At 52.3% G+C, this 25,727-nt stretch carries 22 protein-coding genes; 9 read left to right on the forward strand and 13 right to left on the reverse strand.

Translation table 11 applies throughout. The features are described 5' to 3' along the window. Window positions 1–143: 143 nt before the first annotated feature. On the reverse strand, window positions 144–1,661 hold the full coding sequence (locus tag WYS_RS02710) for a solute symporter family protein (protein WP_049796228.1): 1,518 nt from the start codon (window positions 1,659–1,661) through the stop codon (window positions 144–146). Window positions 1,662–1,663: 2 nt separating this feature from the next. Then, complete coding sequence (locus tag WYS_RS02715; RefSeq protein ID WP_019176620.1) at window positions 1,664–2,416, reverse strand: universal stress protein; 753 nt, start codon at window positions 2,414–2,416, stop codon at window positions 1,664–1,666. A gap of 617 nt (window positions 2,417–3,033) precedes the next feature. Between WYS_RS02715 and WYS_RS02720 the strand changes: the two genes are divergently transcribed. After that, window positions 3,034–3,603 carry an OsmC family protein gene (locus WYS_RS02720; RefSeq protein WP_019176621.1) on the forward strand — a complete coding sequence of 190 codons (570 nt, stop codon included), beginning with the start codon at window positions 3,034–3,036 and terminating at the stop codon, window positions 3,601–3,603. Here WYS_RS02720 and WYS_RS14095 read toward each other — a convergent pair whose 3' ends face one another. Further along, window positions 3,604–3,972, reverse strand: coding sequence for a NifB/NifX family molybdenum-iron cluster-binding protein (locus WYS_RS14095; RefSeq protein WP_019176622.1), 369 nt, complete (start codon window positions 3,970–3,972; stop codon window positions 3,604–3,606). 188 nt (window positions 3,973–4,160) lie between these two features. On the opposite strand from WYS_RS14095, the gene WYS_RS14100 reads away from it, so the two are divergent. Further along, window positions 4,161–4,646, forward strand: a complete 486-nt coding sequence (locus WYS_RS14100) for an SHOCT domain-containing protein (RefSeq protein WP_019176623.1) — start codon at window positions 4,161–4,163, stop codon at window positions 4,644–4,646. A gap of 117 nt (window positions 4,647–4,763) precedes the next feature. On the opposite strand, the gene WYS_RS14105 is transcribed toward WYS_RS14100, so the two are convergent. After that, complete coding sequence (locus WYS_RS14105; protein ID WP_019176624.1) at window positions 4,764–5,588, reverse strand: GDSL-type esterase/lipase family protein; 825 nt, start codon at window positions 5,586–5,588, stop codon at window positions 4,764–4,766. 161 nt (window positions 5,589–5,749) lie between these two features. Here WYS_RS14105 and wecB (WYS_RS02740) point away from each other — a divergent pair, with 161 nt between their 5' ends. Next, the gene (gene wecB / locus WYS_RS02740) at window positions 5,750–6,886 is read left to right on the forward strand and encodes a non-hydrolyzing UDP-N-acetylglucosamine 2-epimerase (RefSeq protein ID WP_019176625.1); all 1,137 of its coding nucleotides are present in this window, start codon (window positions 5,750–5,752) and stop codon (window positions 6,884–6,886) included. 128 nt (window positions 6,887–7,014) lie between these two features. Beyond that, the gene (locus WYS_RS02745; protein ID WP_019176626.1) at window positions 7,015–7,953 is read left to right on the forward strand and encodes a hypothetical protein; all 939 of its coding nucleotides are present in this window, start codon (window positions 7,015–7,017) and stop codon (window positions 7,951–7,953) included. Between the two features lie 55 nt (window positions 7,954–8,008). Here the strand turns inward: WYS_RS02745 and WYS_RS02750 are convergent, their stop codons facing one another. Then, window positions 8,009–8,857, reverse strand: coding sequence for an Mrp/NBP35 family ATP-binding protein (locus tag WYS_RS02750; protein ID WP_019176627.1), 849 nt, complete (start codon window positions 8,855–8,857; stop codon window positions 8,009–8,011). Between the two features lie 94 nt (window positions 8,858–8,951). Next, window positions 8,952–9,953 (reverse strand): DUF1616 domain-containing protein, encoded by a 1,002-nt coding sequence (locus WYS_RS02755; RefSeq protein ID WP_019176628.1) that lies wholly within the window; start codon window positions 9,951–9,953, stop codon window positions 8,952–8,954. Between the two features lie 145 nt (window positions 9,954–10,098). Here WYS_RS02755 and WYS_RS02760 point away from each other — a divergent pair, with 145 nt between their 5' ends. The 4 genes from WYS_RS02760 to WYS_RS02775 all read left to right on the forward strand — a co-directional run bounded on the left by WYS_RS02760 (window position 10,099) and on the right by WYS_RS02775 (window position 14,909). Next, window positions 10,099–10,932, forward strand: coding sequence for a CPBP family intramembrane glutamic endopeptidase (locus tag WYS_RS02760; protein WP_019176629.1), 834 nt, complete (start codon window positions 10,099–10,101; stop codon window positions 10,930–10,932). A gap of 54 nt (window positions 10,933–10,986) precedes the next feature. Then, entirely contained in the window at window positions 10,987–11,217 is a 231-nt protein-coding gene (locus tag WYS_RS02765; RefSeq protein WP_019176630.1) for a hypothetical protein, read from the forward strand. Window positions 11,218–12,017: 800 nt separating this feature from the next. Then, on the forward strand, window positions 12,018–13,316 hold the full coding sequence (locus WYS_RS02770; protein ID WP_201798865.1) for a flippase: 1,299 nt from the start codon (window positions 12,018–12,020) through the stop codon (window positions 13,314–13,316). Between the two features lie 258 nt (window positions 13,317–13,574). Continuing rightward, window positions 13,575–14,909 carry an IS1634 family transposase gene (locus WYS_RS02775; RefSeq protein ID WP_019176632.1) on the forward strand — a complete coding sequence of 445 codons (1,335 nt, stop codon included), beginning with the start codon at window positions 13,575–13,577 and terminating at the stop codon, window positions 14,907–14,909. A gap of 103 nt (window positions 14,910–15,012) precedes the next feature. Here the strand turns inward: WYS_RS02775 and WYS_RS02780 are convergent, their stop codons facing one another. From WYS_RS02780 to WYS_RS02810, 7 genes are all read right to left on the reverse strand, one after another. After that, the gene (locus WYS_RS02780) at window positions 15,013–16,743 is read right to left on the reverse strand and encodes a hypothetical protein (protein WP_155897727.1); all 1,731 of its coding nucleotides are present in this window, start codon (window positions 16,741–16,743) and stop codon (window positions 15,013–15,015) included. A gap of 82 nt (window positions 16,744–16,825) precedes the next feature. Further along, on the reverse strand, window positions 16,826–17,989 hold the full coding sequence (locus WYS_RS02785; protein ID WP_026068736.1) for a glycosyltransferase family 4 protein: 1,164 nt from the start codon (window positions 17,987–17,989) through the stop codon (window positions 16,826–16,828). Further along, window positions 17,982–19,316, reverse strand: coding sequence for a phenylacetate--CoA ligase family protein (locus WYS_RS02790; RefSeq protein WP_019176636.1), 1,335 nt, complete (start codon window positions 19,314–19,316; stop codon window positions 17,982–17,984). Before WYS_RS02790 ends, WYS_RS02785 begins: the two co-directional genes overlap by 8 nt. A gap of 115 nt (window positions 19,317–19,431) precedes the next feature. Further along, the gene (locus WYS_RS02795) at window positions 19,432–20,616 is read right to left on the reverse strand and encodes a DUF354 domain-containing protein (RefSeq protein ID WP_201798866.1); all 1,185 of its coding nucleotides are present in this window, start codon (window positions 20,614–20,616) and stop codon (window positions 19,432–19,434) included. Beyond that, window positions 20,613–21,557, reverse strand: a complete 945-nt coding sequence (locus tag WYS_RS02800) for a glycosyltransferase family 2 protein (RefSeq protein WP_019176638.1) — start codon at window positions 21,555–21,557, stop codon at window positions 20,613–20,615. The genes WYS_RS02795 and WYS_RS02800 overlap by 4 nt, the downstream gene beginning before the upstream one ends. A 309-nt stretch (window positions 21,558–21,866) precedes the next feature. Further along, complete coding sequence (gene wecB, locus WYS_RS02805; protein ID WP_049796231.1) at window positions 21,867–22,967, reverse strand: non-hydrolyzing UDP-N-acetylglucosamine 2-epimerase; 1,101 nt, start codon at window positions 22,965–22,967, stop codon at window positions 21,867–21,869. A 14-nt stretch (window positions 22,968–22,981) separates the two neighbouring features. Beyond that, window positions 22,982–24,373: a nucleotide sugar dehydrogenase gene (locus WYS_RS02810; protein ID WP_019176640.1), complete on the reverse strand. Its 1,392-nt coding sequence runs from the start codon at window positions 24,371–24,373 to the stop codon at window positions 22,982–22,984. A gap of 147 nt (window positions 24,374–24,520) precedes the next feature. Here WYS_RS02810 and WYS_RS14110 point away from each other — a divergent pair, with 147 nt between their 5' ends. Beyond that, window positions 24,521–25,573 (forward strand): Gfo/Idh/MocA family protein, encoded by a 1,053-nt coding sequence (locus WYS_RS14110; protein ID WP_019176641.1) that lies wholly within the window; start codon window positions 24,521–24,523, stop codon window positions 25,571–25,573. The last annotated feature ends 154 nt before the right edge of the window (window positions 25,574–25,727 follow it).

Consider the following 25,727-nt stretch of genomic DNA (forward strand, 5'->3'; position numbering starts at 1 on the left):
TTGTAGTTTACCTATAGTATTTAAGTATCAGTAAACTATGATTTACCGATAGCGCCTGGATGATCCCGCGATTCCCGAGAACGCTCGCTTGCGAAGAACAGAAAAAGAAAGGTGGAAAAGGTTTTGTCGGGTGGGAGGCCCGGTCAGCCGGCCTGCTCCTCGGCGACGACGTGCTTGGCGGTGGCCCTGTTCTCCAGGAGCGACACCCCTATCGTCACCGCGAACCCCAGGGGGATCGACACGATGCCCGGGTTGTTCAGGGGGAAGATCGCGTCGCCCCCCATTATGGTAGGGGACAGGACGATCAGCAGGACCGCCGCTATCAGCCCGGACAGCATGCCGTACACGATGCCCTTCTCGGAGGTCTTCTTCCAGAACAGGACGCACAGCAGCGCCGGAAGGTTGGCGGACGCCGCTATGGCGAACGCCAGACCGACCAGGAACGCCACGTTCTGGCCCTTGCTCAGGATGCCCAGGATGATGGCTATGATGCCGACCGATATGGCAGTGATCTTCGAGATGTACAGCTTCTTCTTCTCGTCCGGGTTCCGGCCCAGCACTTCACTGTAGATATCGTGCGCGATCGCGCCCGCCGAGGCCATGATGAGGCCGGCGACGGTGCCCAGGATGGTGGCGAACGCTATCGAGGAGATGATGGCGTAGAACGCCTCTCCCCCGATGTGCCTGGCCAGCAGCGGCGCCGACAGGTTGGCGTCCGCGGGGTTGATGGTGGGCGCCCCGGTCTGGAAGAAGTATATCGCTCCCAGGCCCAGGAACAGGATCAGCATGTAGAACGTGCCGATGACCACCATCGAGACCACCGTCGACTTCCTGGCGTCCGAAGGCTTCGGGACGGTGAAGTACCTGATCAGGATGTGCGGCAGAGCGGCCGTCCCCAGGATGAGCGCCATGCACAGCGACACGAAGTCCAGCGGATCAAGGTACTTCAGCCCGGGTGACATGAACACATCTCCGGTGACGACATTGCCGCCAGGCAGGGTGAGCGCGTCGCTCTGGGTGACGTGGCTGATCAGCTCGAGGGGCCCCATGCCGGAGACCACCAGGACGCCGATGGTGAGGCCGATGACGGCGATCATCAGCAGGGCTCCCTTGATGAACTGCACCCAGGTCGTGCTGACCATGCCCGCGGTGGCGACGATGAACACCACCAGCCCGCCGATGATGACAACGCCGAGCTCGTAGTCCAGACCGATGAGGGGCCCGACGATGGAGCCGGAGCCGACCATCTGGGGGATCAGGTAGAATATCGAGACCACCAGGGTGGATATGGCCGCGACCAGGCGGATCTTCTTGCTCTTGAACTTGCTGGTGAGCGCGTCGGCTAAGGTGTACTTGCCTATGGCCCTCAGCGGTTCGGCGACCAGGAACAGCGCCACCACCCAGCCGGCCAGGAAGCCGATGGCGTAGACGAAGCCGTCATAGCCGGAGAACGCGATCATGCCCGCGACGCCCAGGAACGATGCCGCTGACAGGTAGTCGCCGGCGATGGCGACGCCGTTGACGAGGTACTTGACCCCGCCCCCGGCCACGTAGTAGTGCCCGGCAGTGCGGACCCTGCGGGACGCGTATATCGATATCGCGATCGTCACCACGGTGATTATCACGAAGATCGCCAGGGAGAGAGGATGTAGCTCCGCCATGCTCAGGCCTCCCTGCTCTCGGCGCGGTTAGCGTACCAGTTGAACGCGACGGCCATGACTATGGTGACGATGATCAGCACGATCCCCATGGCCGTTCCGACATTTATCCCTCCTATGAGCGAGCCGAAGAAGGGCCGGAAGTACGAGCCCAGGATGGTGAAGATAGCGTACCCCACGATGTAGATGGAGAACAGGTACACGCCGACCCTGAACTGCCTCTTCTTGAGGATGACGTTCAGGGCCTTCTGGGTCGGCTCCTCCTCCTGGATCTGCTTCACCAGGCTGACGGCGTACTGCACCTCCTGGGGGGTCGGCTTGACCACTTCCACCGACACCGGGGCCTGGGCGACCACCGACTTGGCCACGCTGCCGAGGTAGAACCGGTTCATGCCCTTGAGCGACGAGGTGCCCAGGACGATGAGTTCCGCCCCGACCTCCTCCGCCACGCGGAGGATGACGCCGGTGACAGGGCCCTCGCGGACCACGGTCCTGGTGGGCACGCTGCTGGCGGCCGCCAGGTCCACGGCGTAGTCGACCCCGTTGCCGGGGTACGGCCGTCCCAGGGCGGTATCCTCCGACATCTCCTCTATGTTCACCCGAGGGGTGGTCTCCTGGACGTTCACGATCACCAGGGTGGCGCTGCGCTCCTTGGCGATCTGCACAGCCCTGACCGTGGCGGCCAGCGCGGGCACCGATCCGTCGGTGGACAGCAGGATGGTCCTGCTCTTGCCGTTCTTCCCGTTGCCGTTGCTCACCCGCTCACCCCCTCGTTCCTTTCATCATGCACTGTGTCGGAATGTCGTCCCGGAAAATTCGCGGGGCCGTTGCAGGACTCCCCCCGGGCATTCTTCCATTCATCTCTAGCGGACATACCCCGCATGCCGGATGCATTGCAAACAGGTTATATTAAAACATAGCAATTGCGCTACGATTATTGTCGATTTTCAGCGATTCAAGTTCGATTCTCGGAAATAATTGCACAATAGTCATTTGTCAGGGTGTTAAGGGACATATCTGTTCATTCGTCGTTCCCGGTTTACGGCATTTGTCGTGGAGGGGCCTTCGGTGGCTTCGAAATCCTTATTGTACTGGCTGTACTGTTCTGACAGTTCTAGACGCGGAAAATACTGTCGATGCGAGCTTTTTCGTTCACGATGATTGCCGTACCATCCGGGCGCCCCCTTCTGATTACGGCAGGAATCACCGCTACCACATTATTGGTTCGTGGCCGAGGCCACCGGCGTGCCTGAACGTCCTGCACGTTGAGCCACTGCTCCGGAGGAGCCCGTTCGATTAAGTTAAAGTTAAATATCGATGGAGATAACAATAAAGTCGAATTTAATACGAATGGGTCTGGGAGAAGGGGTGCGACATGGACACTATCCAGGAAGAGAAAGCTAAGCTGGTGAATGGCGTGGACGTTCAGAAGCTCGAGGCGACCGTCGAGGCGATCAACAAAAACCCCGACCTCGCGGAGTTCACCTTCCACGCGGTGAACGAGTGGGTGGGCGGGGCCCGTAACCGGACCGTCATCGAGAGGACCGTGGGAGGGTCCGAGGTCATGGTGCGGGACGAGCCGTTCGTGGTGCCCTCCGATCAGCCCAGCGTGCTGATGGGCAGCGACGAGGCCCCCAACGCCGTCACCATGCTGATGCACGCCCTGGCGTCATCGCTCTCGGTGTCGATAGTGTACCACGCGGCTACAAGGGGGATAAACATCGAGAAGCTGTCCATTTCCATGGAGGGGGACGTGGATCTCCACGGCTTCCTCGGGCTGTCCCAGGAGGTCCGTCCGGGCTTCCAGGACGTGCGGGTAGAGGTGGACCTGAAGAGCGACGCCTCCCGGGCCCAGGCGGAGGAGCTGCTCCGCTACGCCCAGAAAGTATCTCCGGTGGTGGACACCCTGCGCAACAGGATCCCGCTGGAGATAAATCTGAAGTGATCACTCCGGCGGGGCCGTCCTGGCCGGGGCGGCCGAGGCCTTGCACTGAGAAGGGTTCTTCTTCATCCACTTCTCTATCGCCGAGGCCACGGTGCCCTCCTCGTCCTGGATGATCTTGATGCCCGCGGACTCCAGCTTCTTCTGGCCATGTGGTCCGATGTATCCGGTCAGGACCACCTCGGGCCCCAGCTTGATGGCCTGCTCGGCGGCGAAGATGCCGGCGCCGACCCCGGCCTGCGGCGCCTGGTTGGGGAACGCCTCCCAATTGCCGGTGTTCGTATCGAATATCACGAAGAACGAACTGTGGCCGAACTCCTCGTCCACCAGGGCGTACAGGTCCGGCTCCTCCGCGGTCACTAAGAGCTTCATGTCGTCTTCCTCGGTTCTGAATAGGCGCGGGGATATGATAATTATGTTGTCCTCGCGAGATGCTGAGGGGCCGCGGGATGGCGCGCCGTCCCCGGTGTGGCCAGAGAGCCCTAGGATGTTCTGGATATTATTTCTGGCCTGATAAAAAAGAAATATACCATAACTGTATCAGGGGGCGGATTGGTCACATGCTCTCCGACCGCAAGACTGCATTTTGGATCGTAACGACGTTGATAGTTGCTCTGTTCGTCGTGTTCGTGCTCCTCGCCGCGGTGATAAAGCCGGATACGGGGGTTCCGGACACCATCACGAACCCCGAGCTAAAGAGCACGCTGGAATCCCTCCGGCAGGCGGTATGGTGGACCACCATCGCCATGTACATGCTGCCGATCATGATGATGCTGATCATGCTGGCGATGTACCTGTTCATCACCGGGAATCCCGCGGGCATCCCGCCCAAAGCGACGGCCCCCACGCTTAAGAAAGGGGGCCTGTCCGGCATAATCCCCCACGGAAAGTCCAAGAAGGCAGCGGAGCCGGCCGGCACGTCGGACGTCCTGGACCTGCGGTACGCGCGGGGCGAGATCACGCGGGAGCAGTACCTGGCCATGAAGGAGGACCTCAAGGTCAATCAGGCCTCTCAGGCACCCCAGGCGCAGCAGCCTCAGATGTGAGGCGGACCGGTCCCGACAGACGCGGCCGCGGAGGCTGTGCGCCCCCCGGCCGCTGCGCTCTTCTTTTTCCGTCGTTTTTCAATGGGGCCATCGAGCTCGGCCCCCCGCTCGCCGGCCCTATTGCTTCCGCCTGTTGTTCCTTACGACCTCCACCGCCAGGAACCCGATCAGCGCGAAGCCGATGCCGCCGAACAGCAGCGGCAGGAAGTTGCCGCCCGGGGCGAGCACCGAGACCACGTCGTCGGCGCCGGGGACCCAGTCCGGCAGCTTCTGAATGTTGTTCTCCTCCAGGTGGGTGGGGGCGACGGCGTAGACGGTGTTGGCCACGACCTGGTGCCCCGTCTTGCTCAGGTGCACCCCGTCTCCGATGACATAGGCCGGGTCGAAGTTGTCCGGCGAGGAGGGGTCCCTGACGGCCGCGTTGACGTCGGCGATGATAATCCGTCCGGAGGCCTGGGCCTTGATCCATTCGTTGACCTCCCGGACCATCGCCTGCTGCCAGGGCATGAAGGTGTCGTTCGGCAGGATGGTGCACGCTATTACCACCATGCCGTTGTCCAGGGCCTCGTCGTACATCTCGCGGAGATTGTGCTCGATGCCGGTGACATTGACGTTCTGGGCGTTGTACTCGCGGCCGATGTCGTTCGTTCCCCCCATGATGACGACCATGGCCGCGCTGTTGTCGATGACGTCCTCATCGAAACGCTCCAGCATGTCGCCGGTCGGCTGGGCCGGGATGCCCTTGTTGATCACGTCGGTGCCGAACTTCCCGGACAGTATGCCCGGCCACATATCATCGGGCTGCAGGTTGTTCGGTCGGGTGTTGGAGTCCCCGATCGTCACCACCGTGCCTTCGTAGCTGTACGCTCCGGACGCGGGCTGGGGGACCAATACGGCCGCCGCCACCAGCGCGCATATCATGAGTATGTGCCAGGCCTTCACTCTGGTTCGATTGGCACCAATTAGTATTATCACTTTTGGGAAGATTTGAGAGATACGCTGGCATAAGCGATATGAGGCTCTCTGAGTCTCATCTTTGGCCGTCCTATCGGAAAAGCCATTATTTCAAAAGATAGAAAAAGGGGTACCGGCATCCCCGCCCGATGAAGGTCGCGATCGTCCTCGGCACCAGGCCAGAGATCATCAAGATGGCCCCGGTGGTCCGGGAATGCCAGAAGAGGGGCCTGGAGTTCTTCGTTCTGCACACCGGGCAGCACTACTCCTACTCGATGGACAAAGTGTTCTTCGAGGAGCTTGAGCTCCCGGGGGCGAAGCACAACCTGGAGGTCGGCTCCGGCTCTCACGCCGTTCAGACCGGAAAGATTCTCGCCGGTGCCGAGAAGGTGTTCCAGCAGGAGAGGCCGGACGTGGTGCTGGTGCAGGGCGATACCAACACGGTGATGGCGTCCGCCCTGGCCGCCTCGAAGATGGGCATCAGGATCGGCCATGTCGAGGCGGGCCTGCGCTCCTTCGACCGCACCATGCCCGAGGAGGTCAACAGGGTGATCGCGGACCACATCTCCGACTATCTGTTCGCCCCGACCGTGCAGGCCCTGGACTACCTCCGGGAGGAGGGGATCGTCAAAGGTGTCCATGTCACCGGGAACACCATCGTCGACTCGGTGTTCCAATCAAGAGAGATCGCCCGGCGGAAGGCGAAGGCCTTAGAGGAGCTGGGGCTCAAGAAGGACGGGTATCTTCTGGCGACGGCGCACCGTGCCGAGAACGTGGACTCCAAGGACCGGCTATCGGGTATGCTGCGGGGCATGGAAATGGTGTCCGGGGACACCGGCCTGCCGGTGGTGTTCCCCATGCACCCCCGAACGCAGGGACGGATGAAGGAGTTCGGCCTGCGGTCCGACGCCATCAGGGTCATCGAGCCGCGGGGGTTCCTGGACTTCCTGCAGCTGGAGTCGAACGCCCGGCTGGTGCTGACCGATTCCGGCGGGGTGCAGGAGGAGACCTGCATACTTGGTGTGCCGTGCGTCACGCTCCGGGAGAACACCGAGCGGCCGGAGACGCTGGAGGTCGGCTCCAACGTGCTGGTGGGTACATCTCCGTCACGGATCCGGGGAGGGGCGACCGTGATGCTGAAGGCGTCCCGGGGATGGAAGAACCCCTTCGGGGACGGGAATGCGTCGGAACGCATGCTCGACGTGCTGGAAGCATCGTTCGAGGCTCCCGCCGTAGACGCTATGGGGGTGGCTTCGGGCGAGGCTTCGCGGCCATCCGCGATGTGAGCAATGGATCAAATGCTCCATAACCGGCTGACCATCTATGGGGCGCGTAGCGGCCAGCATTCCTTAGTGCGGGACTTTAATTCTTGGGTCTAAGGATATATATATCACTAAGGATAATTGCCGCTGCCGTGACCCAGCTTCCTAGCATCAAGATGAAGTTTGATTATGGCCTGCTTGCCAAGATCCTGTCCTTGGTCATAGTAATAGAAGGCGCCTTCCTGGCCGTCAACGCGCACAGCGTGAAGCTGGAGGGGATAGGGGGCATAAGAGAGTTCTACATCATGCTGGCGGGCGTCCAGCTCCTCGTTCTCGGCTCGATCGCGCTCATCTTCCTGGTCCTGCCGGCCCGGCTTTACGAGGGCAAGAAACTGGTATCCACATTCATAAACCTGGTTCCCATGTTGGTCGCGCTTGCGATCATCCTCGAGGCGCTGGTCGTCGCGTACTACTCGACTTCTATAACCATCGTTGATGTCGGCCATGTCAGAAGCTTTGGGATGGCCGGTGTTGCAGCGCAGCTGTTCTTCATCGGTGCGGGGCTCCTCTCCACGAGGGTCCTCGTGGGTAAGGAGAACCTCGGCCTCACCATCATCACTGTCGTTGCTCTTGCCATTGGTGCGATAGGCGTCTTCGTCATCGGGATAGCCGCCCGTACCTCTATCGCGGACTTCGGTGGCCTTACGGAGAGCACGATGTCCATCGGCGGCGCGATGCTGCTGGCGGCATCTGTGGCCATGCTGCTCCTCTTGTACCTAGGGGACCGGAGATTCCTTCTGAAAGAGGTCTTTGGCTTCTCATTATCGACCCTGGGCATCCTGGCGATAGGAGCGGTCGTATCGATAGGGGGCCTGGCGATAGTCAGCTACGGCGCGGAGATGGCCATCCAAGGGATCGGCGCTCTGCCGGAGAGGACCATGCTGCTGTTCGGGCTGGCACTGGCGTTCCTGGGGCTGGCGGTCCCTGCAACGATGTTCTCCAGAATAAGGTCCAATAAAAAGACGGGGGACGTGGCAATGTACGCGGTCGTGTTCCTCTTGCTGCTCTTCCCCTTTGCGCTGTTCACCTGATTGGGGGAAGAAATAAAAATGGGAAGAGGGGCATCGACCCCTCCCTCTGTTTTCTTTAGTCCTTCTTCTTTCCACCGTTGCCTTCGATGGACTCAACCACCTTGTCGATGATGCCGTTGAACGCCTTGGCGGCCGGGGAGTCGGGGTTCGCCGCAACGATGGGCAGCCCCTCATCGCCGGTGTTGACGACATCGGGGTCAATTGGCACTCTGCCTAGGAATGGGACGTCCAGCTCCTTGGCGGCCTTTTCCCCGCCCCCTATCTTGAAGAGGTCGATCTCCTTGTTGCAGTGAGGGCACACCAGCCCGGCCATGTTCTCCACGATCCCGATGACCGGGAGCTTCAGGTCCGCGGAGAACACCACGGACTTCCTGGAATCCAGGAGGGCCACGTCCTGAGGCGTGGTGACGATGATGGACCCGTCGGCGCTGGGGATCAGCTGGGCGATGGTGAGCGGTTCGTCCCCGGTGCCGGGGGGCAGGTCGACGATGAGATAGTCGAGCTCGCCCCAATAAACATCCTCGATAAACTTCCTGATGGCGCCCATCTTCATGGGTCCGCGCCAGATGATGGGCTGGTCCCGGTTCGGCGAGAGGAAGGCCATGGACATGACCTTGAGGTGCGGCGGGACGATGGCCGGATAGATGCCCTCATCGTCGGCGACGAGCTGGGCGTCCTCGATCTTCAGCATCTTGGGGATGTTGGGGCCATGGATATCGGCGTCCAGTATGCCTACCTCGAAGCCCCTCATGGCCAGTCCGACCGCCAGGTTCACGGTGACGGTGCTCTTGCCCACCCCGCCCTTTCCGGACATCACCACTATTGTGTGCTTGATCTTGGATAGCTTCCTGATGAGCTTGACGTCCTCTGGTTTGGCGGTAACGACGTTGATGTCTCCCTGCAAGAAATCCACTCCTCTATGGACTGATGATATTGTTCATGGCCATATTAAAAGGTCGAGGCATGCTCTGCGCCATTAGAATAATGCCTGTCGCGGCTCAGGTCACGCGCAGGTTGAGGTTCAGGGTCAAGTAGTCCTTTGACGAAATCCTGCTCAGGAAGGCCTCTACCGCGGCTGCATCTCCGGCGAGATCCGTCATGCTGTTCCCGCCATATGGTTGCCCATCTTTCAACAGGACAAACCAGATTTTGTACTGGCCGGGGGAGGGGACCGTGAAGTTGTAGTCCTGTTCCCATTGTTTCGTCCAGTTGCCTTCGGTGTTCGCCGGCATGTGCTCCAGGACACCGACGGAGATGTTCTCCACAAAGTAAAGCTCGTTGATTGTGGTGATGTTGTTCGCATAGGTCGCATTGACCAGCCACACTTCTATAGTGTAGTTGACGGACCTTTCCTCGTGATTGGCGATCCCGATGATCACTTCGCCCGGCTCGCCCACGGTCAGGTTGTTGGGGTAGTTCACCGTCTTGCCCTCACGGTTTAGTATATAGAACTCGGTGAACTGTTCCCCCTGCTTCGGCATCGCCACGACATATGCCAGGGAGATCACCGAAGATAGGATGGCAATGACGAGGATTACGGTCAGCGCCTTGTCCAGCTTGGACTCCCCGTGGAACTCCTTGCCGACCTTGGCCCAAAGGTCCTTTGGCACGAACGGCAGGAATGGTTCGCTGGAGGTCGATCTCCTCCACATGCCCAGGGCAGAGAGGGCGATGTTGAACGCAATGAGGGACCACAGTATAGGCTCGAGCCTTATGCCGAAGGGCGTGTAGTTGAGGCCGAAGCCGATGAGCGGGGCCACCGCGATGCTCAGCCCGAAAGATAGCGCGATGCGCTCGATGAGGTCCAGCGACTTCTTCTCCGGGAACAGCGTCGCGATCAGGGCATAGCCAGGGAAGAACAAGATGAACGGCAGACCGAGAACTATTCTACCGGGATTGTCTGGGATAAGGTAGATGAACAGGGCTAACAGAAGGGACATGCCGATTATTGCGGCTAGGTCCCAGGAGCGCCTCAGTTCGGTCTTAAGCTCGTCCTTCAAGATGCTTCAGGACATGCTAATTAGTATTTAATTCCTTACTCGTGAGCCATTGTGTCTTTTTTGGTCGCCCCCCGAAGCAACCTGGAAAGCAACCAAAGGAACCACGGGGCAAATTCTTAATATTTTAATCCAGATGTGGCCCGCTATGGCCATAGGCTTCTCCAAGTTCAACGCCACAGTTCCTGTGGTAGCTCCGATAGTCCTGCCCATGGCCTTGATAATCGTCGGAGAAGCGCTTCTTTTTGTTGGGAATCGGGAAGATTGCCTCGTCGTGCATGTCCTGAATATATTGATATGCATCATGGTGCCGATTTTGCTTAAGAGGAACTCCCTCGTCTGGCAGGCTTTCATGCTGTTGTCGATGCTCAGGGTCCTCAGCCTGGCAATGCCTCGGTTCACGGAGATGACGTTGTATTGGATGCTGATGACATATGTTCCTCTAATCATTGTCGGCTATCTGCTCGTCCGTGACGATACAATGAAGTTTCGGGACCGCTTGCGCAATTTCAAGCAGTCGTTCACCCTCTCAAAGCTCTCTGGTTGGAAAGCTCTCTATTTTCCGGCAGGGATAATTCTCGCCCTGGTCCTCGCAAACATCGAGTTCGAGATCCTGAGCATGAATATGTCCGACCTTCGGCTGGTGCCGGACCTGAGCGCAGGCAGCTTGGCGCTTCTCTTCATCGTGATGGTGTTCTTCGTGGGTCTCGGGGAAGAACTGGTCTTCCGTTATATTCTTCAGACGAGACTGGAAGGGTCCGTTGGTGTAATCGGTGCGATACTGATAACATCCTTAGCCTTTGCTGTGATGCACGCAGGTTATGAGTCTTATATTTACATAGTATATGTGTTCTGCATTTCGCTGATCTTGGGGGTTTTATATCATCACACCAAGAGCCTGGCATTGGTTACGCTCATCCATGGTTGCTTGAACTTCTTCCTGTTCTCGCTGCTCCCGTTCGGCTACTTGATCTTATTCTGAATCATAAATCTCTAGAATAAATATTATATATCGGGATCATTCTATACCTTATCGATGTCTATAACTGCGACCCTTGCATCTAGTGCAATATCTATCGAAGCCGGTATCGGGCTGGGCGTAGGGGGTGTGCTAGTAGCTATTCTGCTGATCACTCTGCTCTCCTCGAAGGAACTCATATCCTCATCCAAGCTAAACTCGCCCAAGGTGAGGAAAGCAATGAATCTGGCTATCGTCCCACTGCTGGCAGTGTTCACTCTCAATGTGGCATATGTAGTGGCGTTCTAAGCCGGGCGAAAACGGGATTTTTTTTCATTATTTATCTTTAGATAACCTTTTGCTACTAGGTTGCACTGTGCCATTCAGTGAGGTCATGACATATTGTCTCCCCCCGGGCTCTGATATTGTACACGTCTGTGGCACGCGTATCTTAATTATGTGGAGACATGTATCTCGCTCTCCATTTTTCATTCCTTCATTTCTCATATCTTCTCTACAATCAGATGGCATCTCAACGAAGTGAGGATGTGGTCGACAGTTTTTATCAGGTGCATTCGGTTGAATTCATTGATCTTCTATGCCGCTAATTATGACTGATTTATGATTCACCATCGGCCATTCAATATGCCACACTTGAGTATCTGTGTTCCGACAGAGATTATATCGCTTGTATTGACTTCTAGTTGCCCAATCTTGGGCATGCTATCACTTCTAGAACCTCCAGTGAATATCTTTCTCCTATTTCATGGACAAGCCATCTATGAATCATCTTTTACTTAGTGTTGACAAATATCCAGAGATACGAAGGCGATTCCTAACATTCTCGCCAGAAAAAGTCCGCGAGGTGAATGAAACCGACACCTGTCGATGGAGTTAAAACGTCGACATCAAAAATTTTTTGAGTAACTCCATATGGTCTGGCAATATCCACCTATTGAATTTCAATAGGGCCAATTATATTAACTGGATAACGTTTGTCCACAGCCGAGATGAATTAGGTCGGTGAGCCACTGGTTGAGAATGATGCATCACTACCAACACGACGCCACATTCTGGCATTTCCTGTCAAAACATGGATGTGGGGCATCTTGAGGCGCCTTAAGGGCAAGACCATGAGCGATATTAAATGGGCTTTCATCAGCACCGCAATGGCATCGCTCGTTCATTTTATTCTCAGGACTATTATCGGTAGAGAGCTGGGTTCCGATGGACTTGGAGTTTACACTCTTGCATTCACCATATATTTATTGGGGATGCAATTTGCCGCTTTCGGGATTGGTTCGGCGCTTACAAAGTATGTTGCAGAGTTTTTAGAAGATCGACTGACAATCGATAAATATATCTCTTCTGGGTTAACCAGTTCGATAATCACTGGAACAGCCATGGGGCTCGTTCTTTTCCTGCTTGCGCCACATCTTGCGAACTCTATTTTTCACACCCCTGAAATGGAGGGCATGATTAAGCTCATCTCCATCTGTTTCCCATTCATCGCAATCCAGAAAGCAGTTCTCGGGACATTAAATGGCTTCCGAAAAATGCGCCGCCTTGCGTTCCTAAATATCGTACAGAATGTTTCCGTCGTTCTTATCTCGGCGGTTCTTGTACTATCCTTCGACATGAGCGTGATGGGTGCAATCATAGGGCTCGTGGTGCCAACGATGATTGTTGGTCTTCTGAGCCCCATCCTGATTCGTAATCACATCGCATTCGCTTCCCTGTGGAACGGCCCTGCTCTACGTGCAACGACTGTATTCGGGTTCTACATCGTTCTGGGAAATTCTATTGGATTTCTCAATACTCAGATGGACAATCTCTTTATAGGCTATTACTTGGATCCATCGGAGGTTGGGATATATGCCGTTGCCGTTTTGCTGGCTCAGACAATGACACTGATTCCGACCGCGATTCAGTATGTCACGGCGCCGATGACCGCAACATTGTATGGGAAGGGGGATGTCAAAGGAGTTAGGCGACTCTTTTTTTCAACATTGAAAAAGAGCTTAATTATGTCCGCGGTCAGCGCCAGCATATTGGCAGTGGCTAGCCCATACATCATTACATTAGTATTCACCGATGTATATTCCACATCATACGTACCCTTACTGATTCTTTTGGTGGGTTATGCCATTAGTGCATCTTATGGGGCAGTAGGTGCCACACTGGCAAGCATTGGCATGGTAAAGGTTTCCTTTCGTATCCATGCCATGTGCGCGCTATTCAACATACTCTTAAACATCATGCTCATTCCCATCCTTGGTATAGTCGGTGCCGCTTTATCAACCGCAGGTACTATGATTGCCAATTTTATCATAACTGTATCTATTGTTAAAAACTACCTTAGCAGGGGTTCAAAAAATGAATGTAAAAGTGATTCTGCTGGACCTTGACAGTTAACACGGGGGCAGCTTGTTTCGGACTCGTATAATTGCTGGTCCTGATAGGAATTCAGAGTTCCTCAGCTTCGTCTGAGTTCTGCAAAAACAAATAAAACTAAGGACGAACGTCATATCACGCTGAACGAGAATAAATCGTTTTCCGTCGGCACCGTGCTGCTGGTCGACGATCGGTACGAGCAACTTGATTTGGATGCTATCATCGGCTCCCTCAAGGACAAGGGCATTCCTATCAATCCTCCCGTATGAGGAATGTTCGCCTACAAGCTGGGCGATAACTTCAGCGTTCTTCAAGCGGGCGAATGGATGAACAGAACGGAAGTGGGAGAGCATTACGAACTGCCTCCATTCAACGTGAAGACGCTGTATCGGGCGGTGGAGACGCTCGGTCGCAACCGCGAACGCATCGTCCGCGAGCTTCAGGACCGCGTCCTGAAGCTGTTGGACCTCGAGACAACGGACATCCTCATGGACTGGACGTCCATCGTTTACTACGGCGATATGGCCTCCCTGGCGAAGTACGGCTATTCACGAGACCATCGGCCGGACAAGAAGCAGGTGACGCTGGGGGTGGCGCAGCTCGCTCCGCCGGTGAACGTTCCCATGGCCATGACCGTCGAGGCTGGCAACATGAACGACGAGGAGCACTTCCGTAGCACTTACAATCAGGTGAGGAACGTTCTGGACGACAGCTCATTGATCGTCTTCGACAAGGGAGCGAACGACAAGAGGAACCTGGAGAGCAGCGTCCTCGACCGCAACGACTACCTCACCTCGAAGAAGCTCAACATCGCCGACGACAAGGTGTTCCGGTCGTTCGACCGGAACGACTGGGAGAGCATAGACGAGGGCGTCTATGCTCTCAAGCGCATGTTCCCGTCCCGCGTCAACTACTACTTCTTCTCCGAGAAGCTCAAGGACGAGCATCTTGCTTCGAGGCGGCGCAAGGCGGAGCGCCTCCTGGCGGAGGCGCGGATGATACAGGACAGTCTGGACGACGGGAAGCGGCTGCCGAAGCGGTTCCGCATCAACGATCCCCTGGTCGATGTCCGCTACGACTACCAGACCAAGCTGGCATCGATGGACGAACAGGAGGCGCTCCGCCTCCTGCTGGACCAAGTGATCGACGGACGGGAAGGCTGCTTCTGCCTGACCTCGTCGAGGGATATGGATGCCGAGGAAGCGCTTCGCATCTACCGCTCCAAGGACGCCGTGGAGAAGCTGTTCCATTCGCTGAAGAGCGAGATCGAGGTGAGGCCGCTGAGAGTGTGGTCGGATGACGCCGTGTACGGTGTTCTTCTTCTAGGATTCATCGCTCAACTGATGATAAGTTTGACACGCTTCTTCGTCGCTCCAGTCAAGAGCGTGTCAACGAAATTCATCTCGAACTCGTTACAAAATTTGACACTAACGGTCGTTCGGAGCGAGGGCGGTCGGAAACAACGGCACTATTCCAACTTCGACGCTCTCAATCGAGCAATATTGGCAGGTTTCCTGGCGGAAACTGACCGTTGCCGCCCTGGGAACGGTGCCCCGGGGCGGTTTCGAGCATCTCAAAACGATGTGTCAAATTCTAGAACCCAGTGAAAACTTGAGGGTCAGGTGTCAAAGTTAGGATGTATGGTCTTCCGTCTTTCTAGTTATGCTCTAACGCCAGTTGTAGTCTTAACGCGCCAAAAGTAGTTAAAAATTAGTCCAGTCCAGTATCACCATATCTGTAGATTGAGATATGCGAATCTTGATATATTTTTCCAGCACTACTTGAGTAATTGATTTCCATCAACATCGGTATGAGGGCCGCCCTTGAATCTAGGATCTGAATTGGGAGGCCTGAGTTCATAGTTGCGTGATCTATTATTATGAACTGTCCCTTCATTGCATTCGACACTGGTTCATCTCCCACTAAAGCTGCATACTCATGCGAGGTTATGTACTCATAATTAAAACTAGGTTTGTTTATTTTTGACTCGTATTGCAGATGTTTGCCTAAGATATTAAAGTCGGCATATATCTTTTGAGATTTCCCATCAATATGAGAATACGTCCAATAGAAGCTGTTCTCCCCATCGGTGTATTTTGTTACTGACGTCTCTCCTGCCTGGTCGGTGCTATAGATTGAGAATAGGCAGATAGCGCTCAATATGATTAAAATGGCCAGGGAGGCAGTAATTGAATGTCCAACAATTCTTTTTTTATTTTTATCCATATTCACATATACATATATGGCCACCATTGGAAACAAAAGAGGCACATAAAAAAGATTAAATGAGCCACTTAAATAGTACAGGAATACCAAAATTAGTTGAGCAAGCATTAAGGCCGATAGCAACACAACTGACTCGTGAGTATTAATCTTTATATGCTGAGTCATGTGGCGTTTATCTTTTACGGCCGATAAGCAAAGAGTATATACTGCCATTATGATTGATAATGCAAGTATGGATAAGTAGGATAAGAAGTATATCATACCAATCGTGGAATCCTTATAATTATACTGGTATGGTACTTCAAATGTCAAATTTCCTGTTAGTTTCTTAAACGCTTCCTGAATAAAATTGATAATATTTGCATTCTGAGAAAATTCATCTATATAGCTGGACTGCCAAAGATGGGTAAATGTGATTGCAATAACCATGGAAATGGCCGCCAATGTGCCAATATTTTGCAAGTATTTTTTACCCAGATGATTTTCATCCAATTCATGTGGAGAAGTGGTTTGAAATAGATTGGGGTTTACCCTGCTTACTGCCTTAATCATGTAAAGAACTAGCCAGACGCATAGTAGCAAGATCATTACTGTCATTAACAATGTATGCCAGTAGTGCGCAAGGCTGACCAATAATATGATTATAATAAAATAGTATCTGATGTCATGAGATGTGACATATCTCCATATGCACATTATGCCAATAAACAATAATGTGTAGCCAGGGGTGGCTGCATAAAAAGATGAAGTGGATTTGGTTGTAAACAGGAACATGATTCCGTATATGGATAGAAGCAGGAATGCCAGCGGATATTTTTTTCGATCAAGTAATGAATTGAGTAAGCCAAGATATGCTATCGGAACGAGAACAAGCCCAAAGGGAAAGATTATGGACATCTCAGGAGTGATTCCGGTAATATGCACCATTATTAGGTGGATGATGACGATATTGGGGAAAAATGACTCCGTTTCCGATATGCGCTGTGCTATCGGTGATAACGTTGAATCCGCAGTGAAACTTGAATCAAATAATGGAAATGTTTTGTATTGAGGGGAAGTATATCCATTTTGTACCGTATTGAGATATGCCGCAAATATGTTGGGGAATCTTTGAAAATCAACCTCATTTAAGACGTCCAAAATTAATAATATTGAGAATAGTGTAAAAAATAATATTCCGATGATTTTTAACACTCGGTTATTCTTCACGGCCATTAGTTGCACCCGGATAGTCGAAAATTCTATAACAACATCACTCATTCAGATAAGGCGACACACACATCCTACTCGTAATTTATCAAATGAATTCATCATAGATGCATAATATCTCTTTAGATATATTCTCCCATGTATACCGTTCTGCATACTGTTTAATCGCCTCCCGATCCCATTCTCGATCCAGTGCCATATGAATCTTCTCCGCTAAGTCGTCGGAATCGCCTGGCTCCGCCAGTATACCGTATCTGTCAGATATAATGATCTCTTCACTTCCACCATTTCGTGTGGCCAGAATAGGTTTGCCGCAGGCCAGAGCCTCGAGTTGAACTATCCCAAAACTCTCTGCAAGGCTAGGCATAACAAAGATATCACAGGCATTCATCCATAGGTACATTTGTTCGTCGGGAATGAATCCCACCAATTTGATATATTTCTCGAGGCCCAATGACACAATCTGCTGTTCGAGATTGTGACGCAGTGGTCCTGACCCCCCGATGTAGCAGATAAAATCATCTCTTTCTCCAATAATCTCACCAATTGCAGAAATCAGGAATTTCTGCCCCTTCTCCTCATATAGTCTACCAATGTTCAATATAATCTTCGAATCTGTTGGTAGTCCCAACAGCTGGCGAGCCCTATCCATGCTGATTGGATGATATTTTTTTGGATCGTAGCCATTGGCAATATAATGTACCTTAGATGGATTAATCCCACAACTACAGATTTGTGAAATATCCTTTTTATTTACCCTTATTAGTGCATCACAATCTCTCCAAGTATTTATGAAATGCCGGTTCTTCTGACGAATGGCTTTATACAATGTCTGATGAGTATGTTCTGTTATTATGGTTGGTATTCCCATGATCCTTTTTAATTCGACAGCAACAGCTCCAGATGGCCAGGTAAAGTGGGCGTGAATCAAATCAAAATTAATACGTTCTCTCTTTATCAAGGACTCAATGGCTCTCAGTTCCAGGTTTACCCACATGAATCTTCCGTGATTCCAAAAAAGGGGATTATTGATGTATCTTGGAAAAAAAACTTGAACATCATCAAATTGGTAATCATCATGCTTGGTATTTCGCAATCGCTCCATACCATGAGCTACTGGTGATACAACATAGACTTTGTCAAAATGATGTTTTAGGTATTTTACCTGTTCCTTAACGAAGATGCCGCCGATGTATGAATTATCTTGATTTGGAAAATCATTGCTAATGATGAGCAAATTCCTTTCAGACATTCGAAACCTCATTAATCACGAATTTATATTTCCCTGCATGGCTTCGATCGATTGAATCTACGAATCTAAATTCTACATCCCATCCGCGGCTCCGTAATCTAATCGTTTCTTTGATGCTCTCAAGATTTGCCTCATTAAAATCGGGCTCTGTAACTAGCTTAATAATAAGTTTCTCTGAAGATGCTTGAACTATCTGAAATTCTTTGACTTTGGGTACTTCCCAGAATATGTGGGTGAAAAATTCCCCATGAATATGCTTGCCCTCAGGAGTTACGAGCATCTCCTGTTGCCGACCAGCGACTTCTTTTAATAGGGGGTAATCCCTGCCACAGGAACAGGGCTCATCGAGCAGAGATCCTTTGTCTCCCGTGACATATCTGATGAACGGCATTGCATAGTTATGTAAGCTAGTTGCTAGTATCTGCCCCTCCCCCTGTTCAATCTGACTGCCATCGTCATCAATGACTTCCATAAGTCCCCTCTCCATATCTATGTGAAGTCCGGTATGTTCAGAGCACTCAAATGCACTTATGCTACCATCATTCAATCCGTAATTATCATACACGTCGCAATCAAATATATCACTGATTTTCTTTCTCATGTGTGGGAAGAGCTTCTCGGACGTTGTAAATACACCTTCAGGCGCCGGGATTGAGATTTGTTTTTCCTCCAACCATCTTGCAAAGAAATAGATGGATGAAGCATAACCTCTGATGAATCGGGGGCGGAAGGAACCGAGGATGTCTGCATATCTTTGCATTTGGGGCCCCCCCATGTCAAACGAGGACAGCATCCTAATATTTCTCGATACTTCATGAATTTTTTTAACCAGGTGTGATTTCGTACCAACATCAAGGGAAGAGCCAGCCAGAAAAACCATCTTGTCTCCTAGTTCATAACCTCCATACCCCCATCCGCGATAGAGTAGCGCTCCCCCCATGAAGCGGTCGAATTTAGATAGCCTATACTGCATGGGCGTACCGGTGGACCCACCAGTCGCCTGACTATAATACTTCATCGATGAGAGTTTCGCTGGTTTGAACTCCCCCCAATGCTCTTTAATTATCTCCTTAGTTAGGATGGGTAATTTCTCAAGATCATTAATCGTTCGTATATCTCCCGGTGTGCGATTGAGACTCTTGAAAAGATTGTGGTAGTATGGAATATTTTCATAGGAAAATTTAATAAGATTCCTCAGTCGCCCTTCCTGTTCGTGCCTTAGCTCATCATATGGCTTCCATTGATCCTGAATCATTTTTTTATATGTCGGATAGAAAGACGCGTCACCACACTGATGTGCTAGTATGAAGAGTTCCTTTTGTAGCATGTTTATTCTCCAATTTCTTGATTCTAGGATGCGCAATCTCTCCAAATGGTTCCACCATTGTTTCTGGGATGATACGCAAAGTCCAAATCGCTATTTCCCATGAATATCTCAACCTCTATCTAAACCGCTCTTGCGTCTTGGGGTTGCGTATTTCATCAAGACTATTGGGGTAATTTTCGATATACCAAATCATGAATTTGGCCACATCAATGTTCTCCTTGAATAGTTGATTCCGTCTCCGCCCCCACTCCGACTTTATGCCATCATCTCTTGCGATTTCTATGGCTTTAGTCATTGCTCCTTTGAAGTCGCAGAAATTAAACAATAGATGGTATCTTTTCTCCAGTTCAATGAAATTGCCCATGTCATGGGGGCCAACGAAGGAGTTGCATCGGACTGTTGGCGTCCCGAGAATGGCAGCCTCTGTAGCCATGGTCTGTGTGTCCGTGACCAGTAACGATGCATAGTAAAGTGCATCATGGATTCGATTTTTTGGTATTTTGATAGTATGCTCCCGCAGTTCCGGGGGCACGCCCTTTTCGGAGGAGATAAAAACATTCCCATGTTTTTCCAGTTCCTTGACCAACGCCATCTTTATCTCGGGTGTAAAGCCTCCAACTCCCAGATCATGGAATGCGCTCAAACCATTGAATCTTAGGATGAAGTACCGCTCACCTTTGTTTATCCCAAGATCCTCGAATATAGAATCGTCCGGCGTATAGTAGTTCGGATGCAGATAGGCAAACTCTTTGATCCCATTGATGCGGATCTGCTTCTCCCCTAAATCCTCCCGGAAGTATGATGGAGTGATGAGCGTGTCTACGAATGGGTAGAAAAGACGGAACTGCAACGCATAGGATCGCAATCCGATCTTCGGTTCATTGTCTATGAATATTACATTCGGTACGCCCAGCAACGCCGAACAATAGGCATCATAAACTCCAAAGCCTGTTATTATGTCCACTCGTTCCTTTTTCAACAATTGTGATGCGCTGATGACGTCCCTGGGCATCGTGAGTATCTTACCGACCTTTGATTCGGGCGGCGTCGAGAAGATGCTGTGCGGAATGTCGAACTCACGGAGCAGGTCCATTGTTTCCTGCTCCGCTCTGGCAATTATGAATGCCTGATGGCCATCTTCTAGGAGGCGTTCGTAGATATGGCGGTAGAAGTGGACCTGGGCCGGAGTATTGACGATGATCCCAACCCTTCTCATCGATTTGGTTGGGGCAAACTCGTTAGACGTGTTCGACGGTGCATGGGGCACGACGCAATCAGATAGGCTATCGTCAGAGCTCATGCTGTTCTTTTCCCCCCGTAGCTCCCCAAGGTCTTTAAGAAAGTCATCAGGGAATATAATGCGATGCCGAAGAGCATGATGGTGAGGGGGGCTACAATTCCATCGAAAATAGAATAATTACTAACGTAGTTCCACAGGATCAGCCCAGCGAGCCACAAGAAGCCAGCCAGCATCATGATATGTGCCAAGATCCTTGAAGGTCTATGCGCTCGGGATAGATATTTAATATTCATTCTCCATAAAAAGCTGGTCATCATGAAAACAAGTCCCTTAGTAATGAACGAATAGTACCTAATTCCGGATTTCTCACTACCATATCGAGCGGGTATGGGGACGTCCACGATCCTCTGATGATATGCGTTCAACTTTACCAGCATGTCGTTCTCGAAGAGGTAACCTTTGTACATATCATCTAAAGGTAGTTTTCGAAGGGCATCGGCAGTGATGGCCGTATAGCCATTCTGCGGATCATCAACGTTCCAATTGCCTGTAACGAACTTGGTCATTATCGTCAAGATCTTATTGCCCGTCATCCGCCATTTGCTCATTCCTGACGCAGCTTCCTTCGAGTAGAGTCGGTTGCCCTTGGTATACTCCGCCTTTCCATCAATTAGGGGATCCAGGAGGCTTGGCAGGTATGCGGGGTCCATCTGGTCATCACCGGCCATTACTACGACAATCGACATCCCCTCCTCAAGGGCCTTTTTGTGGCAATCGACTATGGCTCCCCCCACTCCCGTGTTCTTCTGATGATTTATCAGAAATATTCGATCATCGTTCTTCATATGCTCCAGGACTTTGTCCTGGGTCTTGTCAATGGAGGCGTCGTTGCAAACGTAAATCCGATCCACATAATCTGGAATTCCCGAGAGCGTTTTAAGAATAAACCCTTCTTCGTTGTGGGCAGGAACTGCTATGCCGATTTTCTTTCCCTTATACATTCATAGGCTCCAAGTGATTAACAAAGTAATTTAGAGGGGGGCTGTGACATGAGGTGATAGATACCTCATCTCCCACCCGATTGGGGTTTAGGATTATATTTTTTTTTGATAATGATGGAACTTACATTTAAAGCTCGTTCATTCAATGGCATTCTGAAAGCTTGCCTGTCGTTCATCATTCAACTCACCGTACAGTTTTATATCAATGACTCATCTGCGAGAATGTATTCTCGACGCATCACTCCAAACGTCCGCATGAGAGTAAGTTTGTGACATAATTAAAATCATCTCAATCCGAATGACAAGGTATCATACGGGGTGGAAGATGCCATTCCCACCTGCCAGATCCAACGCATAGTCCTCAATCGCCCGGGTTATCATCACTGAGACTCCCATCATGCCGAATGGACATGATTCCGGAACGCTCACTATTGGTGGTTCCGCCAAAGCTTCGACGATCTTCTCCTCATCCAGTCCGACCAGGCGGTTCCTGCCCTCGACGAAAGTTTCCTGCCATTCGGTGTTCTCGCGCAAGGTCGCGCATCTCGTGCCAAGTATGAAGCTTTCCTTCTGCATGCCTCCCGAATCGGTCAGTACGCCTCGGGCATTGGAGATGAGCGCGATCATATCAATATAGCCCAGCGGTTCGATCGGGATCAGGTTGGCAGGCATCTTCAGATTGATATTGTTCAGAAGCTTCTTTGTCCTTGGATGTACCGGGAAGATCGTCGGCACACCCGATCTGCGGATGGCGTTCAGGACCTTGCCGAGCTTGGCTGGGTCGTTGGTATTTCCCGCCCTATGTATGGTAAGAACGAAGTACGCATGCTTCTCGATCCCGGGCATTTGCAGTACGGTAGATCTGGATCGTGCAACCTCCATCACCGAGTTCAGGGAATCGACCATGATGTCGCCCACCTGATGAACGCCCCTGTGAATGCCCTCCTCCTCCAGATTGGCTACGGCACTTTCCGTCGGCGCGAACAACAGGTTTGAAATATGGTCCGTGAGCACTCGATTGATCTCCTCGGGCATGGTGCGGTCGTAAGAGCGCAGGCCCGCCTCTACATGCGAGATGGGAATGCCTAGCTTCGACGCTGCCAGCGCACCAGCGATCGTAGAGTTGGTGTCGCCGAACACCACGATCATCTGCGGCTCCTCTTTGACCAGGACGTCCTCGATGGCAGCGAGCATGGCGCCGGTCTGATGTCCCTGGCTGCCGGAACCGATGCTCAGATTGTAGTCCGGCTCCGGAATGTTCAGCTCGTCGAAGAAGACCTTGGACATCTCATAATCATAGTGCTGACCAGTATGGATGATGATCTCTTCGTGGTGGCGCCTCAGCTCCTTCGAGAGAGGGGCGCACTTGATGAACTGAGGCCTGGCGCCTACGATAGATGCGATTTTCATTCCGACCACCTGTGTCAAGGACGACTGCTGCTCTTTCCCTTGCCCAATCCATAATACTTCAGTTCCCTTAGTGCAGGGTCGGTTGTGCTGATGACATTTCTGCCATCGACTATGTTCCCCGTCCTTAATCTCTCCTTGATTGCTTTCAGATCAAGATTCTTATATTGTGTATGGTCCGTTACGATGACGACGCAGTCAGCACCCCCAATCGCCTCGTCCAGGTCATGCGTCAGGGGCATGTCCTTCATTTCCTGTACGAAAGGATCGTGGACCGCCACCTGGGCTTTCCCCAGGAAATATTTGATGATAGGTATCGACGGGGAGTGGCGAACATCATCGGAATCCTTTAGGAACGCCAGTCCAAGGATCGCGATCTTGGAATCTGCCAACTGTCGTCCCGCATCCCTCAAGGCCTGCTCTGTCAGCGAGATCATGTGCTCTGGCATGCTCTCGTTAATCGCCCTCGCCATCGGTATCAATTTCAGCTTGGTATCGTTCAGCGACGATGCGAACAGCCACGAATCTTTAGGCAGACAATGCCCCCCGACCCCGGCCCCAGGTATGTGCATATCTCTGAACGGGCAGGTATTGACAAGCTCCCGTACCTCGAAAGCATTGACGCCCAGCTCCTCGCAGGCCAATGCCACTTCATTGGCGAACGCTATCTGCACATCCCTATAGGCGTTCTCTATGGTCTTGGTGATCTCTGCGGAGGTCAGGTCCGAGGTCACTATCTTTGCCGAAACGATCGTGGAATATAGCTCAAGACCTTTTTGCAGGGATCTGTCATCCAAACCCCCCAGGACCCGTATGTAGTCATGAATGTTCTGGAGCAGGCGGCCGGGCATGACCCTTTCCGGGCAGTGCACGATGTAGAAGTCCGTTCCCGCTTTCATTTGCCTTCGCGACTCGATCATGGGTATGACCTGTTTCTTCATTGTCAGCGGGGGCAACGTGGACTCTATCGATACCAGCGCTCCGTTCTTTATATGGTCGCCGACGGTACCGGCCGCGCTCAGCAGAATGTCCAGCCTGGGAGCTTTAGTTAACTCGTCGATAGGCGTATCGACACACACAATGACGGCGTCCGCTTCTTCGATCGCCAACGGGTCCGTCGTAGCGGTGAGCGTCCCATTCTTCACTACCTTTGACAACAGCTCCGGCAATCCAGGTTCATCGCCCAGTATCGGACATCGGCCTTCATTTATCATTCTGACCCTGTCCGGGATTATGTCGATGGCTATTGTTCGTACACCCTTGCCGGCAAAGGCACATGCGACAGGGAGACCTACATATCCAACCCCGACCACCGCCACAATCCCATTGAACATGCCACGCCCAAGCATTATCAACAACATAAATATTTTGAAAAGTGTGGGCAAATCAGATAGCGGTGTCTTTTTCAAGGGTCGGACATATGCTCATCGGGACATTACTCTATATAATGACTATGTATGTGGGGCCAAGTCCCTGGCATAGATATCGTCCGCACGTCAACGCTTAACACAGCCATATAGCAACAATATTATCTACCAAGTGGCCATTTTCCCAACATGCTCAAATTGGGGGTAGTCGGGGTTGGTTCGATGGGTCAGAACCATGCCCGCATCTACGGCGAGATGGGTTGCCTGTCAGGCATATACGATGTCTACTCGGACATGGCTTCAAAGGCGGCCAAGAAGCTCAACACCACGGCATTTTCGAAGATCGAGGACCTGTTGCAGGAAGTGGATGCGTTGAGCATCTGCACCCCTACTGAATTTCATTATGGTGTGGCATTGCAGGCCATTGAGGCGGGGAAGTCCGTCTTGGTGGAAAAACCGTTCACCGGGGATGTCATAAATGCGAAGTCATTGTGCGAGGAAGCAGAGAAGAACGGGGTGACCCTGGCCTCCGGCTTTGTCGAGCGCTTCAATCCGATCGTCAGTGTGACGAAAAATGAGCTGTCCTCCGGAAAATTCGGTAAACTGGTTACTATTTCATCCAGGCGCGTGTCGTCATTCCCCGCCCGCATTCGCGATGTCGGGGTCATCATGGATCTGGCTATTCACGATGTTGATGTCATCCGGCATTTGGTGGGGTCCCCGGTCGTATCCGTCTATGCGAGAGGCGGAATGATGCTCAATCCGAAGTACGAAGATTACGCCAGCATCATGATGGAGTTCGAGAACGGGACGCTGGGTCTTGTGGAGGTCAACTGGCTGACCCCGATGAAGGTAAGGAAAGTATCCCTGACCTGTTCCAAGGGATATGCGCAGATGGACTACATGGACCAAAGCCTGGATTTCTCAACGGCGCAACTGGATGGCGTGGATCAGTCCAACATGTCCCAGATACCGATGGAGCTGGACACCCATCATTTCGTGGTCAAGAAAACCGAGCCTCTGAGGAGGGAATTGGAAGCTTTCGTGGAAGCGGCGGACTCATCATCGAAAGCGGAGGTCGATGGGTGGGACGCGCTAGAGAATGTCAAGGTCTGTTCCGCTGCCCTGTACTCCCTCAGCTCACTGGCAAGGGTCGAGATCGAAAAGATCGACTATGCCGCATGGGGCAGCCAGAGTGAGGCAGCCAGCCGAGCGTTAGGCACAAATGGTGCCAAATCCTGATATGCTGACACGGACTGGATGGGTGCACAACTACACGAACAATCAGTATTATATCATTAGAGATATTCACCTGGCCATACCATGCAATTACTTGCTAAGTACTACTCCATAGTCGACTGCGACATCGGCGAGGGGACCGTCGTCCGCGACTACG

Origin of the sequence: Methanomassiliicoccus luminyensis B10, assembly GCF_000308215.1 — an archaeon.
GTDB lineage: Archaea > Thermoplasmatota > Thermoplasmata > Methanomassiliicoccales > Methanomassiliicoccaceae > Methanomassiliicoccus > Methanomassiliicoccus luminyensis.